Raw genomic sequence first — 18,088 nt, 5'->3', positions numbered from 1 at the left:
TTGTCGGCCGGCCCGCGCCACTTGGCAAAGCCTGCGCCTACAGTACCGAGAAGTTGTAGCTGACGATCACCCGGGTCTCATCCATGTCGCGGGCGAATTTCTCGTAGTTGCTGCGGTAGGTGGAGTTGCGCAGGCGCACGCTGACGTCCTTGAAGGTGCCGCTCTGCACCTGGTACTTGAGCTCGCTGTCGCGCTCCCATTCCTTGCCCTGTGCCGGGCTGCCCGGCACCTTGACGTGATCGCCGCTGATGTAGCGGGTCAGGAAGCTCAGGCCTTCGAGCCCTACTGCCTTGAAGTCGTAGTCGTAGCGCACCTGCCAGGACCGCTCCTGGGCCGCAGCGAAGTCGTTGACCTGGGCGTAGTTGACCAGGTAGGGGTTGCTGCCATCGAGGTACGGCATGGCGTTCTCGCCGTACATGCGCTGCCAGCCGGCGCTGAGCTTGTGCCCGCCCAGGCTGTAGCCAAGCATGGCGCTGAAGGCACGGTGGTCGATGTCGCCGGCACGGGCACGACCGATGTCGTCGCTCTTGATCAGGCGCAGGTCGGCCGAAAGGCGGCCCACGCTCAAGGGCTGGCTGGCCACCAGCCCGAGGAAATGCTGGCGATAGATGTTTTCGAGCTTGGCCACCTGGTACTGCGCGCTCAGGCGCTCGTTGAAGCGGTACTCCAGCCCGGCCGTGTCGAAGTGGTCGGCGCGGGTGTCGCAGGCATAGCGCTTGTTCTTGCAGTGCACGCGGATATCTTGCTGGTCGGTCGAATCGCGGGCGGTGTACTTGTCGAGCCGCGCGGCGCTGAAGGTGAGGTTGTCGACCTCTCTGGACGTCAGCATCGCGCCATGGAACATGGTGGGCAACAGGCGCCCGTCGTTGTACTTGAGCAGCGGCATGTCCGGCAGCATAGCACCGTATTTCAATACGGTCTGCGAGTAACGCACCTTGCCGGCCACACCCAGTTTTGCGTACTGATCGGCCGAATGGCGCGGGTTGTGGCCGCTGGACGGGAGCAGCCCGCTGTTGCTGTCGGCCGGGCTGGAATCGAGTTTGAAACCCAGCATGCCCAGCGCATCGATACCAAAGCCCACGGTGCCCTGGGTATACCCGGACTGCGCGTTGAGTATGAAACCCTGCGCCCACTCTTCACGTTTCGACGCGCCCTGGGAGGAGGCGGTGTGACCGTCACGAAAGTCACGATTGAAATACACATTGCGCGCCTCGATGTTGACACTGCTGTCTTGCAGGAAACCACTGGCCTGAGCCGAAACAGTAACGAAGGACAACAACGCGCCGACCACCGGGCGCTGGGCAATGAAGGGAGTTGGGGCACGCATGAAAAGCAGTATCCAGAACGAAGGGCAAGGTATCCATCAGCCCCGACGGGGCTGGGCAAGAGCCGCTGCACACAACTAGGCAGCGACCGCTTATTGTCTCCAAAGCGCTCTGGCACGGGCCATTGGACCATGGTCTAGAACAGATGTCGATGCGGTAATTAATTCTTTAGTGTGGCGAGCACTGTGCAATAAGAAAGTTCCGTAGTGTGTTGTCGTAAAAGTTTGATGTTTATCGCAGGGCGATTGACTACACTCTTTTTACTGTGTTGTTTGTTTTCTACCCGGTGACGCGGCATCAATAGCGGCCTCAAGCGGTTGCGCCGCGCACGGCCCTTACCGACCAACAGGAGAGATGACAGTGTCCAGACTTGCAGAGTTTCGTGCTGCCGAAAAAGCCCTTCAGGAACAGCTTGCTCAACTGGAGGCACTGAAAAAAGACGCCGGCCTCAAACGGGAAATCGAATTCGAGCAGAAACTTGTCAGCCTGATGAAAACCTATGACAAGGGCTTGCGCGACATCATCAATATTCTCGACCCGGCGGCCACTACGCGCCGGCCTGCCAGCGCGCCCAAACAACGCCGTGCGCGCGTGGTGAAAGTCTATGAAAACCCGCATACCGGCGAGCTGATCGAAACCAAGGGCGGCAATCATCACGGCCTCAAGGCATGGAAGCAGGAGTACGGCGCACAGACAGTCGACAGCTGGTTGCGCAAGTGAAACAGTACTTCACACTTTTTTCACATGTACTGGCTCAGGATGAAGACTGCTAAAGGATTAGCGCCCCATACGCCCGCTTCGGCGGGCTTCTAATTCTTGCGCCCCGTCAGGCCTGGCCGACGGGGCGCAAACCGTTTGCGCAATCGCTTCAGTTCCGTATCATTGCTCCCTGACTGTTTTGCTGGCGCGCCAAGCGCCGGCCCTATCTGCGGAGTGCCCATGAGCCTGCAAAACCTCGACACCCTCCCCGGCGTCACCGCGCAACCGGATGCCGCGACCCACAACTTCGTGTTCAACCACACCATGCTGCGGGTCAAGGACGTCGCCAAGTCCCTGGACTTCTACACCCGCGTTCTGGGCTTCAGCCTCGTGGAAAAACGCGACTTCCCGGAAGCCGAATTCAGCCTGTACTTCCTGGCGCTGGTGGACAAGGCGCAGATTCCGGCCGACCCGGCCAAGCGTACCGAGTGGATGAAGTCGATCCCGGGCATCCTCGAGCTGACCCACAACCACGGCACCGAAAACGATCCCGCGTTCGCCTACCACAACGGCAACACCGACCCGCGCGGTTTCGGCCATATCTGCATTGCCGTACCGGACATCCGCGCGGCCTGCGAGCGTTTCGAACAGCTGGGCGTGAACTTCCAGAAGCGCCTGAGCGACGGGCGCATGAAGCACCTGGCCTTCATCAAGGACCCGGACGATTACTGGGTAGAGATCATCCAGCCGACCGAGTTCTGACAGCGGCCCCGGGGGCGCGCTCGTCGGCGCGCCGCCCCGGCGCACCTGGCTGTGGTATACCGGAGCTGATACCGGTTGAAGCCACCACAGCGAGGTAGCGCTCATGCACACCCTTGAATGTGTCCACCGCAACTACACGGTCACGGCAAACGTGGTCCCGCATGCCGGCATTCCCCTGCCGTTCGAAGTCGGATGCCGCATCACCTCCCCAGACAAGCACAGCACCCGGCGATTGTGTGCCCACGCGCCGCTGTTTCTGGCCGACCTGGAAAACGCCCAGCGCGCGTCGATTGCACTGGGCAAGTCGCTGGTCGACCAGCAACTGGACAAGGGCCGGTCGCTGTTCGAATAGGCCACGCAAAAGCCCTGACAGGCTGACCTGTCAGGGCTTTTGCGTTGTTGCACCGTCACAGGCCGGCAAGGCCGGCGATGCGCCTCAGGCCGGAGCGCTGGTACGGATCAGGTGGTCGAACGCTGCCAGCGACGCCTTGGCACCCTCACCCACCGCGATCACGATCTGTTTGTAGGGCACCGTGGTCACGTCACCGGCGGCAAACACGCCCGGCACGCTGGTCTGGCCACGCGCATCGACAATGATCTCGCCACGGGGCGACAGCTCGAGGGTGCCCTTGAGCCAATCGGTGTTGGGCAGCAGGCCGATCTGGACGAAGATCCCTTCCAGCGCGATGTCATGCTGCACGTCGCTGTTGCGGTCCTTGTAGCGCAGCCCGTTGACCTTCTGGCCGTCGCCCAGCACTTCGGTGGTCAAGGCGCTGGTGATCACGGTCACGTTGGCCAGGCTGTGCAGCTTGCGCTGCAGCACCGCGTCGGCACGCAACTGGCTGTCGAACTCGATCAGCGTGACATGGGCGACGATGCCGGCCAGGTCGATGGCCGCCTCCACGCCGGAGTTGCCACCACCGATCACCGCCACACGCTTGCCCTTGAACAGCGGGCCGTCGCAGTGCGGGCAGTAGGCCACGCCACGGCTGCGGTACTCCTTTTCGCCCGGCACGTTCATCTCGCGCCAGCGTGCGCCGGTGGCCAGGATCACGGTCTTGGCCTTGAGCGTGGCACCGTTAGCCATGCGCACCTGGTGCAGCGCGCCGTCCTGGCCCGGCACCAGCGCATCGGCGCGCTGCAGGTTCATGATGTCGACGTCGTACTGCTTGACGTGCTCTTCCAGCGCCATGGCCAGCTTCGGCCCTTCGGTCTCCTGCACGGAGATGAAGTTCTCGATGGCCATGGTGTCCAGCACCTGCCCGCCGAAGCGCTCGGCAGCCACGCCGGTGCGAATGCCTTTGCGGGCCGCGTAGATCGCTGCTGCCGCGCCTGCCGGCCCACCACCGACCACCAGCACGTCGAAGGCGTCCTTGGCGTTGAGTTTCTCGGCCTGGCGCTCGCTGGTGCCGGTGTCGAGCTTGGCGACGATCTCCTCCAGGCCCATTCGGCCCTGGCCGAACACCTCGCCATTGAGGTAGACGCTGGGCACTGCCATCACCTGGCGTGCCTCGACTTCGGCCTGGAACAGCGCGCCGTCGATGGCCACATGGCGCACGTTGGGGTTGAGTACCGCCATCAGGTTCAGCGCCTGCACCACGTCCGGGCAGTTCTGGCACGACAGCGAGAAGTAGGTTTCGAAGTTGAACTCACCCTTGAGCCCGGCGACCTGTTCGATCAGCTCGGCGCTCGCCTTGGAGGGGTGGCCACCGACTTGCAGCAGCGCCAGCACCAGCGAGGTGAATTCGTGGCCCATGGGGATGCCGGCAAAGCGCAAGCTGATATCGCCCCCCGGGCGATTGAGCGAGAACGACGGGCGACGGGCGTCGGCACCGTCCTCGCGCAAGGTAATCAGATCCGACAGGCTGGCGATTTCCCGCAGCAGGTCGTGCATTTCACGGGACTTCGCGCCGTCGTCGAGGGAGGCAACGATCTCGATCGGCTGGGTGACCCGCTCCAGGTAGGCTTTCAACTGAGTTTTAAGCGTGGCGTCCAACATACGGGCGATTCCTTTTCAAACGGTAGAAAAAACAACGCCCGGGCAGAGTCGCCCGGGCGTTTTGCGGGGCGGGACAGACTTCAGGTGCGGTGGCCCGCCCTCGGCTGGTTCACGGTCTTAGATCTTGCCGACCAGGTCCAGCGATGGCGCCAGGGTAGCTTCGCCTTCTTTCCACTTGGCCGGGCAGACTTCGCCTGGGTGGGCAGCGACGTACTGGGCAGCCTTGACCTTGCGCAGCAGCTCGCTGGCATCACGGCCTACACCGCCGTCGTTGAGTTCGACGATCTTGATCTGGCCTTCAGGGTTGATCACGAAGGTACCGCGGTCGGCCAGGCCGGCTTCTTCGATCAGCACGTCGAAGTTGCGCGAGATGACGTGGGTCGGGTCACCGATCAGCGGGTACTGGATCTTGCCGATGGTTTCCGAGGTGTCGTGCCAGGCTTTGTGGGTGAAGTGGGTGTCGGTCGACACACCGTAGATTTCCACGCCCAGCTTCTTGAATTCAGCGTAGTTGTCGGCCAGGTCGCCCAGTTCGGTCGGGCAGACGAAGGTGAAGTCGGCCGGGTAGAAGAACACCACGGACCACTTGCCCTTCAGGTCGGCTTCGGAAACAGGGACGAATTCGCCGTTGTGGTAGGCAGTAGCGTTGAACGGTTTGACCTGGCTGTTGATGATAGGCATCGGTGACTCTCCTCAGGGTTGAAAAACTTGATGGGAGAATCCTAACCATTCATCGCCAATAGCGCTCATTGGCAAAGCTGATGCTGGTGATTGGTTTTGGCTATAAAGCTCAGTACAGATAGACGATTTATGTTGATGCGATCGCGGGCCAAGCCCGCTCCCACAAAGACCGTTGCAATCGCTGTGGGAGGGGGCTGGACCCGCGCTGGAAGCACCGCTTAGCGCGTAGGCGTACGCAGGGTCACGAACTCCTCCGCGGCTGTCGGGTGCACACCGATGGTTTCGTCGAACTGCTGCTTGGTCGCCCCGGCCTTGAGCGCGATGCCCAGGCCCTGGATGATCTCGCCGGCATCCGGCCCGACCATGTGACAGCCCAGCACGCGGTCGGTGTCGGCATCGACCACCAGTTTCATCAGGGTCTTCTCCTGCACGTCGGTGAGGGTCAGCTTCATTGGCCGGAAGCGGCTTTCGAAGATCTGCACCTTGTGCCCCGCCTCCAGCGCCTGCTCCTCGGTCAGGCCCACGGTGCCGATCGGCGGCTGACTGAACACCGCCGTCGGGATGTTCCGGTAATCCACCGGGCGATACTGCTCCGGCTTGAACAGGCGCCGCGCCACGGCCATGCCTTCGGCCAGGGCCACCGGAGTGAGCTGCACGCGGCCGATCACATCGCCAATGGCCAGAATCGACGGCTCGTCGGTCTGGTACTGGTCATCGACCTGCACGTAGCCGCGCTTGTCCAGTTGCACTTCGGTGTTCTCAAGCCCCAGGTTGTCGAGCATGGGGCGCCGGCCGGTGGCGTAGAACACGCAGTCGGCAATCAGCTCGCGACCATCCTTGAGGGTCGCCTTGAGGCTGCCATCGGGCTGCTGGTCGATACGCTGGATGTCGCTGTTGAACTGCAGGTCGAGACCGCGTTTTTCCAGCTCTTCCTTCAAGTGCGTGCGCACTGCGCCATCGAAGCCGCGCAGGAACAGGTCGCCCCGGTAGAGCAAGCTGGTCTTGGCGCCCAGCCCCTGGAAGATTCCGGCGAACTCCACCGCGATGTAACCACCCCCCACCACCAGCACACGCTTGGGCAAGGTCTTGAGGTAGAACGCCTCGTTGGAACTGATGGCCAGCTCGCGCCCGGGGATGTCCGGAATCTGTGGCCAGCCGCCGGTGGCGATCAGGATGTTCTTCGCGCTGTAGCGCGTGCCGTCCACCTCGACCTCATGGGGCCCGGTGAGGCGGCCGTGGCCTTCGAGCAGGGTCACGCCACTGTTGACCAGCAGGTTGCGGTAGATGCCGTTGAGCCGCTCGATTTCACGGTTCTTGTTGGCGATCAGCTGTGCCCAGTCGAACTGTGCATCTTCCAGCGACCAGCCGTAGCCTGCCGCCTGCTCGAAGTCATCGGCAAAGTGCGCGCCGTACACCAGCAGTTTTTTCGGCACGCAGCCGACGTTGACACACGTGCCGCCCAGGTAGCGGCTTTCGACCACCGCCACTTTTGCGCCGAAACCGGCAGCAAAACGTGCTGCACGCACACCGCCGGAACCGGCGCCAATCACGAACAGATCAAAATCGTAGGCCATATCAGTCTCCTTGGCAGGCCGCCAGCATACCGCCAGCCAGGCCCATAAACAAAAAAGCCACCCGAAGGTGGCTTTGTGACGCAACCGACCGAGTGAACTCAGTAGGCCTTGCCGGTCTTGTAGAAGTTTTCGAAGCAGAAGTTGGTCGCGTCGATGTAACCCTCGGCGCCACCGCAGTCGAAACGCTTGCCCTTGAACTTGTAGGCAATCACGCAGCCGTCCTGGGCCTGCTTCATCAGGGCGTCGGTGATCTGAATTTCACCGCCCTTGCCCGGCTCGGTCTCTTCGATCAGCTTGAAGATGTCCGGGGTCATGATGTAGCGGCCGATGATCGCCAGGTTCGACGGGGCGTCTTCCGGCTTTGGCTTCTCGACCATGTTGCGTACACGGTACAGGTCGTCGCCGATCAGGTCGCCGGCGATCACACCGTACTTGCTGGTTTCCTGCGGGTCGACTTCCATGATCGCAACGATGGTGCAGCGGTACTGCTTGTACAGCTTGACCATCTGCTTGAGCACGCCGTCACCATCGAGGTTGACGCACAGGTCGTCGGCCAGCACCACGGCAAACGGCTCGTCACCGATCAGCGGGCGACCGGTCAGGATCGCGTGGCCCAGGCCTTTCATTTCGGTCTGGCGGGTGTAGGAGAACGAGCACTCGTCGAGCAGGCGACGAATACCGACCAGGTACTTTTCCTTGTCGGTGCCCTTGATCTGGTTTTCCAGCTCGTAGCTGATGTCGAAATGGTCTTCCAGAGCGCGCTTGCCGCGGCCGGTGACAATGGAGATTTCGTTCAACCCAGCGTCCAGCGCTTCTTCAACGCCGTACTGGATCAGTGGCTTGTTCACCACTGGCAGCATTTCCTTTGGCATGGCTTTGGTTGCTGGCAGGAAGCGGGTGCCGTAACCGGCTGCCGGGAACAAGCATTTCTTGATCATAAACGTCCTTAACAAGGGGCTGTGCAGTACGAAATTCGGCGCAGTCTAATCAGGCGGCGATGCGCTTACAATGCCCCCGTGGCCCGGCCGAATGAATGATAGAGAAAAACTCAGTGTAGATAGTTCCCGCAGGTTGCAAATAATCCGCGTATCCAGGCCCGCAGGCAGGCCTGGATACGCGGATGGGCGAGCGTTCTAGCCGCCTGTGCCCTGCCCGATCAGCACCCCATCGACCTTCTGGCCGTAGAGGTTGACGCCGTCATTGGCGTGGAACTTGAGCCGGGTTTTTTCCACCGAGCCTTCGACCAGGCGCGGGTCCTGAGGGCGCTCATGCGCGTTGATGAAGGCCGCCACGTCCCAGGCCTGCTGGTCGGTCAGCGTGCCTGGCTTGCCCAGCGGCATGTTGTGCTTGATGAACGAGGCCGCCGTGTTGATGCGGTGCATGCCGGCACCCCAGTTGTAGGAGTCCTTGCCCCACAGCGGTGGCATCACATAGTCCTTGGCCACCTTCTGGCCCTGGCCGCTGTCGCCGTGGCAGATGGCGCACTGCTGCTGGTACACCTGGGCACCGCGCTTGATGTCATAGCCCTGCGCAGGCTTGTCGACCTCCGGGTAGCCACGCCCCGGTGTCTCGACGCCGATCGGTGCCTTGCTCGCCAGCCAGTAGGCATACACCGACAACGCCGTCATCTCGGGGCTGTCGGCCGCCGGCGGCTTGCCGTTCATGCTGAACTGGAAGCAGCCCTGGATACGCTCGGCAAAGGTGTTGACCTTGTCGTTTTTCTTGCGATAGGCAGGGTACATCGGGTAAGCCCCCCACAGCGGCGCCGAATGCGCCAGCCGCCCCTGATCCAGGTGGCAGTTGCTGCAGTTCAGGCCGTTGCCCACATACTCGGGGGCCAGGCGCTTGGTGTCGACGAACAGCGCATAGCCGTCGCGCACCATCTTGCCGAAGGCGTTGTCGGGCAACTCGCTTTCGGCGGGGGGCTTGAAGCTGGCCGGCGTGCTGGCCGGCGCCACCTTCAGTTGCGACTGGTCTTCCATGGCGATCGGGGCCGCCTGAACGCCGCCCATGAACAGGGTCAGGGTAGTGAGTAGCAAGCGATTCATTTGGCGGCCTCCTGGCTGGCGCGGGTGGCAAAGTATTCAGCCAGCGCCTTGACCTCGGTATCGGTCAGGGCTTTGGCGACACCGACCATCAACTGGTTAGGGTCGTTGCTGCGCCGGCCGTCGCGCCATGCGTCAAGTTGCCCGGCCAGGTAGCTGGCAGGCTGGTGGGCCAATGGCGGAAAGTGCTCGCCTACCCCCACACCACCCGGCCCGTGACATTGCACGCACCCGGGGATGCCTCGGCTCCAGTCGCCGTAAAGCGCCAGCGACTCGACCGGGTCGGTTGCCATCTGCTGGCGACGGGTATCAGGGGTGGGCGGTACCGGCATTGCCGCCAGCGTGGCGCTGATGGCGCTGATCTCGGCGTCGCTCAGGGCCTTGGCCAGCGGCTCCATGATCGGCTGCTTGCGGCTGCCGTCACGAAAGTCCTTGAGCTGTTTGCTCACATAGGCGGCCGGCAGGCCGGCCAGGCGTGGGAAGCCGGCGGCGGCCATGCCCAGGCCATCGGGGCCATGGCAGCTCATGCAGGCCATGGCAGAGGGGTTCTCCCCTCCCTGGGTGAATATCTTCTGGCCATCGGCGGCAGTGGCGGCTTGCATTGAAAGCAACAGCAGGCTGCCTATCAGGATTCGATCCAGTGGGATCATCACGGACTCCATTTTTCTTGTTATAAGCTTAGACTTATAAAATATAAGCCTACCGATACTAGGCCTATCCGGCCAGCGCTACAACGCGGGCAGGCACAGAAAAATGCAGGGACAACCACTGAATCGTTTAAACGCGGCTCACGCCGTCACTTGGAGATGCACACGCTCACAGCCGCTTTGACATCCCCCGGGCGCAGGGGAAAATTGCTCAACCGCTCATGCAACTTGACCGCGCTGCCACTCGAGCGCTCGCTGATCTCCAGCACTGCAGCCGGGGACTTGTCCGAGAGCTTCTGCGGAACCACAACGCGCAGGCCGCTACCCCGCTCCTCGATGGTCAGCGGGCCACGGCTATCAGCCAGTTTTTGCTGAACGCAGGTGGCAAACTCGCGTGGCGACTTGCCCGAGATCACGCTCATGGTCTCGGGGCTCTGTTCGATTTCGGCTACATTGGCACAACCGGTCAGCGCAACTGCCAGCGCTGGTACAACCCATTTCATCGGTACCCCTCCATAAAAAACCGTTGGACCATGGCCAGGCCGATTTGCTCCCTGGATTGGCAGTTTTATCTCTGGCCTTGGCACTCAGCCCCACAGTGTAACCCGACATCGTGCTATCGTTTTGATTTGCCAAAAGATCCCTTGCGGAGAGCGACATGAAATTCGTACACCAGCGCGAGCACCTCAATGAAGACGACATCGTCGTCATCCACTGCTCCCAGCGCTGCAATATCCGCCTGATGAACGATGCCAACTTCCGCAGCTTCAAGAATGGCGGCCGGCATACCTATCACGGCGGCGCCTTCGTCGACTTCCCGGCGAAGATCACCGTGCCCAGCGACGGCTTCTGGAACATCACCATCGACACTGTTGGCCCCCGTGCCCTGTCGGCGGTAAGCAAGCCGACCTTCACCCACACGATCAAGATCATCCGCCGTTCGTCGTCGAAGCTGAGATAACCCCATGAGCGAAAACATCAAGTACGTCATCAAGTACAACCTCGACGGCGAGCGTCGTTTCGACTTCGCCGTGCTCAGCAGCACGGCGCCACAGCAGGTCGAGGAAGCCTTGCGCAAACTGCACGGCGAAGACTTCAGCAAGATCACCGACATCAAGGTAAGCAAGGCGCTGTAACCCACGCCCACACAAGGAGCCCCGCGATGAGCCAATGGCCGAACCCACGTATCCTCGACCTGCTCGGTATCGAGTTGCCCATCATCCAGGCACCGATGGCGGGCGCCACGGGGCCGGCCATGGCCATCGCGGTCAGTAACGCCGGGGGGCTGGGCTCGCTGCCATGCGCGATGCTCACCCCCGAGCAGATACGCCAGGAGATCGCGACCTTCAGCCAGGCCAGTCGCGGCCCGCTCAACCTCAATTTCTTCTGCCATCGGCCACCCGCCACCGATGGCGAACGTGCAATCCGCTGGAAGCAGGCACTCAAGCCGTACTACGAAGAAGTGGGTGCCGACTTCGGCGCCACCACCCCGGTCTCCAATCGCGCGCCCTTCGACGAAGCGGGCTGTGCCTTGGTGGAAGACTGCAAGCCTGCAGTGGTGAGCTTTCACTTCGGCCTGCCTGCGCCCGAGCTGCTGGCGCGGGTCAAGGCCAGCGGGGCCAAGGTACTGTCCAGTGCCACCACGGTCGAGGAAGCACGCTGGCTCGAAGCCCATGGCTGCGACGCGATCATCGCCATGGGCTATGAAGCAGGTGGGCACCGCGGCATGTTCCTGAGCGATGACCTCACCACCCAGATCGGCACCCTGGCGCTGGTGCCCCAGGTGGCCGATGCGGTCAAGGTTCCGGTGATCGCGGCTGGCGGCATCGGCGATGCCCGCGGTGTTGTGGCGGCCTTCGCACTGGGCGCCTCGGCCGTTCAGGTGGGCACCGCCTACCTGTTCTGCCCCGAGGCCAAGGTGTCGGCCGCGCATCGCCAGGCACTGCACAGCGCACAGGCCAGCGATACCGCGCTCACCAACCTGTTTACCGGGCGCCCGGCACGCGGCATCAATACCCGCATCATGCGTGAGTTGGGCCCGATGAGCCCCCTGGCCCCTGCCTTCCCCCTGGCCGGCGGCGCCTTGATGCCCCTTCGCGCCATCAGCGAGCCGCAGGGCAACAGCGATTTCAGCAACCTGTGGGCCGGCCAGGCGCTGCGCCTTGGCCAAGCCCTGCCGGCGGCCGAACTGACGCGCCAACTGGCAGAAAAGGCGCTGGCATTGATGTCACGGTAAAACAGATCTTTCCGTTTGTCGGGCAATCGCTATATATTCAAATGCATAACGATTACCTCATGCACATGGAGCTGTTTGATGAGAATGCGCGCCCCTCGTTTTGCCCTGACCGCCGTATTCGGCATGCTGACCCTCAACAGCGCCTGGGCCGATGAAGTCCAGGTGGCCGTCGCGGCCAACTTCACCGCGCCCATCCAGGCTATTGCCAAGGATTTCGAAAAGGACACCGGCCACAAGCTGGTCGCCTCCTTCGGCGCTACCGGGCAGTTCTACGCGCAGATCAAGAATGGCGCGCCCTTCGAGGTGTTCCTGTCGGCCGACGACACCACCCCCGAAAAACTCGAGAACGAAGGCGAAACCGTCAAGGGCTCGCGCTTTACCTACGCCATCGGCACCCTGGCGCTGTGGTCGCCCAAAGCGGGCTATGTGGATGACAAGGGCGAAGTCCTGAAGAAAAACGACTACAAGCACCTGTCCATCGCCAACCCCAAGGCCGCGCCCTACGGCCTGGCCGCCACGCAGGTACTGGCCAAGCTGAACCTGACCGAGGCCACCAAGGGCAAGTTGGTCGAAGGCCAGAACATCACCCAGGCGTTCCAGTTCGTTTCCACCGGCAACGCCGAGCTGGGCTTCGTGGCGCTGTCGCAGATCTACAAGGACGGCAAGGTCAGCAACGGCTCGGCCTGGATCGTGCCGGCCAACCTGCACGACCCGATCAAGCAGGACGCTGTGATTCTCAACAAGGGCAAGGACAACGCCGCCGCCAAGGCGCTGGTCGATTACCTCAAGGGCCCCAAGGCCGCTGAAGTGATCAAGTCGTACGGCTACGAACTCTGATGCCACTGGACGCCAGCGACCTGGGCGCCATCTGGCTGACGTTCAAGCTGGCGTCGCTGACTACCCTGATCCTGCTGCTGATCGGCACCCCGATCGCCTGGTGGCTGGCGCGCACGCGCTCCTGGCTGCGCGGGCCGATCGGGGCGATCGTGGCCCTGCCCCTGGTGTTGCCGCCCACGGTGATCGGCTTCTATCTGCTGATCGCCCTGGGCCCCCACGGCTGGCTTGGCCAGGCCACCCAGGCGCTGGGCCTGGGCACCGTGGTGTTCAGTTTCACAGGCCTGGTGATCGGGTCGGTGGTGTACTCGATGCCGTTCGTGGTGCAACCGCTGCAAAACGCGTTCAGCGCCATTGGCGAGCGCCCGCTGGAGGTGGCTGCCACCTTGCGCGCCAGCCCGTGGGACTGCTTTTTCAGCGTGGTGCTGCCCCTGGCCCGCCCTGGCTTCATTACCGCGAGCATCCTGGGCTTTGCCCACACCGTCGGCGAGTTCGGCGTGGTGCTGATGATCGGCGGCAATATTCCCGACAAGACCCGCGTGGTTTCCGTGCAGATCTTCGACCATGTCGAGGCCATGGAGTACATGCAGGCCCACTGGCTGGCCGGCGCCATGCTGGTGTTCTCGTTCCTGGTGCTGCTGGCGCTGTACGCCAGCCGCCGCGGCAAGCCGGCCTGGAGCTGACCGATGAGTGCATTGATCCAGGCCCGGTTGCAGGTGGCCTTCGACGATTTCCGGCTGGATGTCGACCTGCAACTGCCCGGGCGCGGTGTCAGCGCCCTGTTCGGCCATTCGGGCTCGGGCAAGACCACCTGCCTGCGCTGCCTGGCAGGCCTGGAGCGGGCCGACCAGGCCTACATTGAGGTCAATGGCGAAGTCTGGCAGGATTCCGCACGCCAGTACTTCATGCCGCCCCACCAGCGCCCCATCGGCTACGTGTTCCAGGAAGCCAGCCTGTTCCCCCACCTGAGCGTGAAGAACAACCTGATCTTCGGCTGGCGACGCATCGCCCAGCACCAGCGCCAGGTCGGCCTGGAGCACGCCTGCGAGCTGCTGGGCATCAGCCACCTGCTCGCGCGCAAGCCGGACACCCTGTCGGGCGGTGAACGACAGCGCGTGGGGATCGCCCGTGCGCTGCTCACCAGCCCCAAGCTGCTGCTGATGGACGAACCCCTGGCAGCCCTGGACGGCCCGCGCAAACGCGAGATCCTGCCGTACCTGGAGCGCCTGCACGACCAGTTGCAGATCCCGCTGATCTACGTCAGCCATGCGCAGGACGAAGTGGCGCGCCTGGCCGATCACCTGGTGCTGCTCGAACAGGGCAAGGTGCAGGCCAGCGGGCCGATCAGCCAGACCCTGGCCCGCCTGGACCTGCCGCTGGCCCTGCAGGAGGACGCCGGGGTGGTCATCGAGGGCGAGGTGGACGCCCACGACGCGGCCTACCAGTTGCTGGACCTGAAACTGCCGGGCAGCGACCTCAGGTTGCGCCTGACCCACGAGGCGCTGGCCCCGGGGGCGCGCCTGCGGGTCAAGGTCCAGGCACGCGACGTGAGCCTGAGCCTGGCCGACGACAGCCGTTCGAGCATTCTCAACCGCCTGCCGGTGCGCGTGTGCGCGCTGCGCGCCGGTGACAACCCGGCGCAGATTCTGGTGAGCCTGGACGCCGATGGCACAGCCCTGCTGGCGCGGGTGACGCGCTACTCGAGCGACCAGTTGGGGCTGCACGAAGGCCAGCAGTTGTGGGCGCAGATAAAATCGGTGGCATTGCTGGGCTAACTTGCGCGAACGGCTGCTGTCCATCGTCAGAGCCCCTACGCGAGCGCCCAGCATGAGTGTCGACCTGCCCCCTTTGCCCAGTGGCCTGCATTACGTGGATGACAGCCGCCCCGGTTTCCATCGGCGCCTGCTGCGCAAGCACTTCGCCTATTTCGACGCCCACGGCCAGCGCATCACCGCACCGGATACCCTGGCCCGCATCAAGGCGCTGGCCATACCGCCGGCCTATACCGATGTATGGATCTGCGCCGACCCGCGCGGCCACCTGCAAGCCACCGGACGCGACGCACGTGGTCGCAAGCAGTACCGGTATCACCCCGACTGGCGCGAACTGCGCGACAGCCACAAGTACGACCGCATGCTGGCCTTCGCCAAACGCCTGCCGCGGCTGCGCAAGCAACTCGACGAGCACCTGGCGCGGCCCGGCCTGGACCGCGAAAAGGTCATGGCACTGGTGGTCAGCCTGCTCGACAACACGCTGATCCGCGTGGGCAACCGTCAGTATGCCCGCGACAACCGCTCCTACGGGCTGACCACGCTGCGCACTCGCCATGTGCAGGTCGAAGGCAGCGCAATACGGTTTCGCTTTCGCGGCAAGAGCGGCATCGAGCACCAGGTGACCCTCAAGGACCGGCGCCTGGCACGCATCGTCAAGCGCTGCCTGGAACTGCCGGGCCAGGACCTGTTCCAGTGGCAGGACGCGCTGGGGCAATGTCACACCGTCGGTTCGGCGGACGTGAACGCCTACCTGCAGCAATTGACCGGTGCCGACTTCACCGCCAAGGACTATCGCACCTGGGCCGGCAGCGCGCTGGCGCTGGAGTTGCTGCGTGAGCTGCAATGGCAACCGGAAACCGAAGCGCGCCGACAGATCGTGGCCATGCTCAAGCAGGTGGCGTCGCGACTGGGCAATACCCCCGCCGTATGCCGGCGCAGCTATGTGCACCCGGCGCTGCTGGAGCGCTTCGTGCTGGGCGAGCTCCACGCGCTGCCACGGCCACGGGCGCGCCAGCGCATGGAGCTGGCCGAGGTGGCCCTGGCAGGTTTTCTCATGACATTGAATGCATGCGATACGAATGAAAATCATTAACTAGCACATTAAATAACCCTACTTTTTAAACGCCGCCGTTCCATAGAAAAAAGACATATCCCCCATCAGGCAGAGAAATTTCCCATATGCGTTGAAGCCCCCTATGCTTGCGTCCATGGGCGATACCGGTTGTGCGTAATTGCCCATCTGCCCAATCGGAACCTGTGACTAAAGACCTCAACAGAATCTTGTGCTCGGGGAATTAATTTCCATCGAATGCGTCTTTAATGAAGGGAAAGACGGCTGTGCCACCGCGCACACCCGGCCTGTGCAGCTACCGCCTGCAAGGCATTCAAAGTTACCAAGGAGAAGTACATGCTGATACTCACCCGCAAAGTTGGCGAAAGCATCGTCATCAATGATGACATCAAGGTCACCATTCTAGGGGTCAAGGGGATGCAAGTGAGGATCGGCATCGATGCACCCAAAGATGTCCAGGTGCACCGTGAAGAGATTTACAAGCGCATTCAAGCCGGCAGCCCGGCGCCGGAGAAGGGGGATGATCACCAGTAACCAGGGCTAATCGAGTCGCACGGATGCGCTTGGTCCCGGCAACACGGTTCACTGAAGCTCTGGCGTATCCCGCCCGGCCTCCGCCACACCGATGAATGCCCTGACCCTGGCCACCATGCTGGCAGTATCGAACGGCTTGTCGAACACTGCAGAAAACAGGTCAGGTATGGCTTTGCCGATACTTGCCTGGGCCCCGCTCATGAGAATGACCGGTAGGTCCGCAAACTGCGCATTGCTGCGAATCGCTTTGGCCAACTCCTCGCCATTCATTATCGGCATCATGTAGTCGGTGATGACCAGGTCGATTCGCACCTTCTCCAGCACGTCCAGGGCCGTCTTGCCATTGGGCGCCTTCTCGACCTTGTAGCCGGCATCCTCCAGGGCATACCCCAGGATATCGGCGATTACATACTCGTCGTCCACGACCAGAATCGTGCTCATGGCTGCCAGCCCAGGGCTTTCATGCCCCTTGCGCCGATGAAGCGGTGCCCGACATCACCGCGCTCGCCTGAACGAACGCCTTGTCGAGCTCGATGCCTGTCGAACGGATGACCAGCTCCAGCAGGGCCGGATCGTATTCACTGTCGCGCACCTTGAGGATCGACAGCAAGCGTTTGAGCTCGGCGTCCAGCTCGACGAAACGCATCAGGAACAGGTTGTCGACGATCGACGACAGCTCCGACGCGGGTGCGTTGATTTCAGAGCCGAACAGGTCGCGCATCTCCCAGGTCGCCAACACCGTCACATCCTCGGCACGCAGCTCGCCCATCAGCGCACGGAAGAACTCGTTGAGCCGCCCCTGGTTGGTGGCGAGCCGGGCAAACGCGCCCAGGCTGTCGATCAGCACCCGTTTGATGCGGTGCTTGCGTACATGGCTGAGCAAACGGGCGCCCACGCCATCGAGCAACCCTTCGGTAGTGGGCTGCCAGGCCAGGTGCACCGCCCCGCTTTTCTCCAGTGCCGGCAGATCGATACCGATGGCCCTGGCCTTGATGCGCAAGCGCTGCGGGGTCTCGTAGAAGCCGAAATGCAGGCCCGGCTCGGCCACTGTGGCACCGGCCAGAAAACTCAGGCCCAGGGAGGTCTTGCCAATACCCGACGGCCCCATCGCCAGCGAGACCGAAGCGCTGGGAAAGCCCCCGCCCAGCAAGCCATCGAGACTGGCCAGGCCCGTGCCGACGCGGGTCAACACCTCGCTGCCCGGGCTGGAGGGGTGGCTGTAGAGTGCTTCAAGGCGCGGATACACCTTCAGCCCCTGCTCGGTGATCTCGCATTCGTGCACCCCGGACAGCGCCCCGCTGCCGCGGGTCTTGCGCAACTGGATGCGTCGCACCGAACGTGCGCCGTACAGGTCCTCGCCCAGTTCGATGACGCCATCGACCATGGTGTGTTCCGGGCTGCCGTCATCCAGGCGCGAACTGGTAAGCAGCAGCAAGGTGCAGCCGGCAAACGCGGCATGGCCTTGCAGCTCTGAAATGAACTTCTTGGTGTCGAGCACGTTTTCGGCGCGTGAACGTGCATTGAGCAGGCCGTCGACAATCAGCAGGGAGGCGCCCTGGCGGCCGATTTCACCGCGCAGCAGCTTGACCACCGCCTCCAGCCCCTCGCTTTCGAGGGTATCGAAGGCACTGACGAACTGCAGCTGGTTGCCCACCAGCGCAGGGTCGAAAAAGCTCAGAGTGGACAGGTACTGGAACAGACGCTCATGGGACTCGCTCAGCAGCGTCGCCACCAGCACCCGCCCGCCCGTGGCCACATGGTTGAACGCCAACTGGTTGGCCAGGATGGTCTTGCCCGAGCCCGGGCGACCCTGGACGATATAGGACGAGCCGGCCACAAGGCCGCCCTTGAGCAGGTCGTCCAGACCTTCGATGCCTGTAGCAAGACGCTTGAGCTGCTCCACGATAG

The 18,088-nt window shown here is 62.8% G+C and carries 21 protein-coding genes; 11 read left to right on the top strand and 10 right to left on the bottom strand.

Annotated features, from left to right (window positions below; translation table 11 throughout):
- Positions 1–37: 37 nt before the first annotated feature.
- Positions 38–1,327 carry an OprD family porin gene (locus tag N0B28_RS10730; RefSeq protein ID WP_054914311.1) on the bottom strand — a complete coding sequence of 430 codons (1,290 nt, stop codon included), beginning with the start codon at positions 1,325–1,327 and terminating at the stop codon, positions 38–40.
- Between the two features lie 358 nt (positions 1,328–1,685).
- On the opposite strand from N0B28_RS10730, the gene N0B28_RS10725 reads away from it, so the two are divergent.
- The 3 genes from N0B28_RS10725 to N0B28_RS10715 all read left to right on the top strand — a co-directional run bounded on the left by N0B28_RS10725 (position 1,686) and on the right by N0B28_RS10715 (position 3,138).
- Positions 1,686–2,045, top strand: a complete 360-nt coding sequence (locus N0B28_RS10725) for a histone-like nucleoid-structuring protein, MvaT/MvaU family (protein WP_043861747.1) — start codon at positions 1,686–1,688, stop codon at positions 2,043–2,045.
- Positions 2,046–2,264: 219 nt separating this feature from the next.
- Positions 2,265–2,786 (top strand): lactoylglutathione lyase, encoded by a 522-nt coding sequence (gene gloA, locus N0B28_RS10720; RefSeq protein ID WP_043861746.1) that lies wholly within the window; start codon positions 2,265–2,267, stop codon positions 2,784–2,786.
- 103 nt (positions 2,787–2,889) lie between these two features.
- Entirely contained in the window at positions 2,890–3,138 is a 249-nt protein-coding gene (locus N0B28_RS10715; RefSeq protein ID WP_054914310.1) for a hypothetical protein, read from the top strand.
- A gap of 84 nt (positions 3,139–3,222) precedes the next feature.
- Here N0B28_RS10715 and ahpF read toward each other — a convergent pair whose 3' ends face one another.
- The 7 genes from ahpF to N0B28_RS10680 all read right to left on the bottom strand — a co-directional run bounded on the left by ahpF (position 3,223) and on the right by N0B28_RS10680 (position 10,235).
- Entirely contained in the window at positions 3,223–4,785 is a 1,563-nt protein-coding gene (gene ahpF, locus N0B28_RS10710; RefSeq protein WP_058540356.1) for an alkyl hydroperoxide reductase subunit F, read from the bottom strand.
- A 117-nt stretch (positions 4,786–4,902) separates the two neighbouring features.
- The gene (gene ahpC / locus N0B28_RS10705) at positions 4,903–5,466 is read right to left on the bottom strand and encodes an alkyl hydroperoxide reductase subunit C (RefSeq protein WP_043861743.1); all 564 of its coding nucleotides are present in this window, start codon (positions 5,464–5,466) and stop codon (positions 4,903–4,905) included.
- A gap of 218 nt (positions 5,467–5,684) precedes the next feature.
- The gene (gene gorA / locus N0B28_RS10700) at positions 5,685–7,040 is read right to left on the bottom strand and encodes a glutathione-disulfide reductase (protein ID WP_054914308.1); all 1,356 of its coding nucleotides are present in this window, start codon (positions 7,038–7,040) and stop codon (positions 5,685–5,687) included.
- A 98-nt stretch (positions 7,041–7,138) separates the two neighbouring features.
- The gene (galU, locus tag N0B28_RS10695) at positions 7,139–7,978 is read right to left on the bottom strand and encodes a UTP--glucose-1-phosphate uridylyltransferase GalU (RefSeq protein WP_043861741.1); all 840 of its coding nucleotides are present in this window, start codon (positions 7,976–7,978) and stop codon (positions 7,139–7,141) included.
- Positions 7,979–8,173: 195 nt separating this feature from the next.
- On the bottom strand, positions 8,174–9,088 hold the full coding sequence (locus tag N0B28_RS10690) for a c-type cytochrome (RefSeq protein ID WP_043861740.1): 915 nt from the start codon (positions 9,086–9,088) through the stop codon (positions 8,174–8,176).
- Positions 9,085–9,735, bottom strand: a complete 651-nt coding sequence (locus N0B28_RS10685) for a c-type cytochrome (RefSeq protein WP_043861739.1) — start codon at positions 9,733–9,735, stop codon at positions 9,085–9,087. The genes N0B28_RS10690 and N0B28_RS10685 overlap by 4 nt, the downstream gene beginning before the upstream one ends.
- A 146-nt stretch (positions 9,736–9,881) precedes the next feature.
- On the bottom strand, positions 9,882–10,235 hold the full coding sequence (locus N0B28_RS10680) for a hypothetical protein (protein WP_043861738.1): 354 nt from the start codon (positions 10,233–10,235) through the stop codon (positions 9,882–9,884).
- A 155-nt stretch (positions 10,236–10,390) separates the two neighbouring features.
- On the opposite strand from N0B28_RS10680, the gene N0B28_RS10675 reads away from it, so the two are divergent.
- From N0B28_RS10675 to csrA, 8 genes are all read left to right on the top strand, one after another.
- The gene (locus N0B28_RS10675; protein WP_043861737.1) at positions 10,391–10,693 is read left to right on the top strand and encodes a DUF1883 domain-containing protein; all 303 of its coding nucleotides are present in this window, start codon (positions 10,391–10,393) and stop codon (positions 10,691–10,693) included.
- 4 nt (positions 10,694–10,697) lie between these two features.
- Positions 10,698–10,868, top strand: coding sequence for a hypothetical protein (locus N0B28_RS10670; protein ID WP_088514404.1), 171 nt, complete (start codon positions 10,698–10,700; stop codon positions 10,866–10,868).
- 26 nt (positions 10,869–10,894) lie between these two features.
- Positions 10,895–11,968 carry a nitronate monooxygenase gene (locus tag N0B28_RS10665; protein WP_275731754.1) on the top strand — a complete coding sequence of 358 codons (1,074 nt, stop codon included), beginning with the start codon at positions 10,895–10,897 and terminating at the stop codon, positions 11,966–11,968.
- Between the two features lie 78 nt (positions 11,969–12,046).
- The gene (gene modA, locus N0B28_RS10660; protein WP_100632574.1) at positions 12,047–12,805 is read left to right on the top strand and encodes a molybdate ABC transporter substrate-binding protein; all 759 of its coding nucleotides are present in this window, start codon (positions 12,047–12,049) and stop codon (positions 12,803–12,805) included.
- Complete coding sequence (gene modB / locus N0B28_RS10655) at positions 12,805–13,485, top strand: molybdate ABC transporter permease subunit (protein ID WP_054914304.1); 681 nt, start codon at positions 12,805–12,807, stop codon at positions 13,483–13,485. Before modA ends, modB begins: the two co-directional genes overlap by 1 nt.
- A 3-nt stretch (positions 13,486–13,488) precedes the next feature.
- Positions 13,489–14,577 carry a molybdenum ABC transporter ATP-binding protein gene (gene modC / locus N0B28_RS10650; protein ID WP_275731752.1) on the top strand — a complete coding sequence of 363 codons (1,089 nt, stop codon included), beginning with the start codon at positions 13,489–13,491 and terminating at the stop codon, positions 14,575–14,577.
- Positions 14,578–14,629: 52 nt separating this feature from the next.
- A complete protein-coding gene (locus N0B28_RS10645) occupies positions 14,630–15,667 on the top strand; it encodes a DNA topoisomerase IB (RefSeq protein WP_078481841.1) in 1,038 nt (345 codons plus the stop codon).
- Positions 15,668–15,982: 315 nt separating this feature from the next.
- The gene (csrA, locus tag N0B28_RS10640) at positions 15,983–16,180 is read left to right on the top strand and encodes a carbon storage regulator CsrA (protein ID WP_043861731.1); all 198 of its coding nucleotides are present in this window, start codon (positions 15,983–15,985) and stop codon (positions 16,178–16,180) included.
- A gap of 48 nt (positions 16,181–16,228) precedes the next feature.
- Here the strand turns inward: csrA and N0B28_RS10635 are convergent, their stop codons facing one another.
- Positions 16,229–16,621: a response regulator gene (locus N0B28_RS10635; RefSeq protein ID WP_054914301.1), complete on the bottom strand. Its 393-nt coding sequence runs from the start codon at positions 16,619–16,621 to the stop codon at positions 16,229–16,231.
- Positions 16,622–16,640: 19 nt separating this feature from the next.
- Positions 16,641–18,086, bottom strand: a complete 1,446-nt coding sequence (locus N0B28_RS10630; RefSeq protein ID WP_043861729.1) for an ATPase domain-containing protein — start codon at positions 18,084–18,086, stop codon at positions 16,641–16,643.
- Between the last annotated feature and the right edge of the window lie 2 nt (positions 18,087–18,088).

Origin of the sequence: Pseudomonas sp. SD17-1 (assembly GCF_029201585.1) — a bacterium.
Taxonomy (GTDB): domain Bacteria; phylum Pseudomonadota; class Gammaproteobacteria; order Pseudomonadales; family Pseudomonadaceae; genus Aquipseudomonas; species Aquipseudomonas palmensis.
Note: the sequence above shows the minus strand (reverse complement) of the source record. Positions and strands in the feature narration are given on the sequence as shown.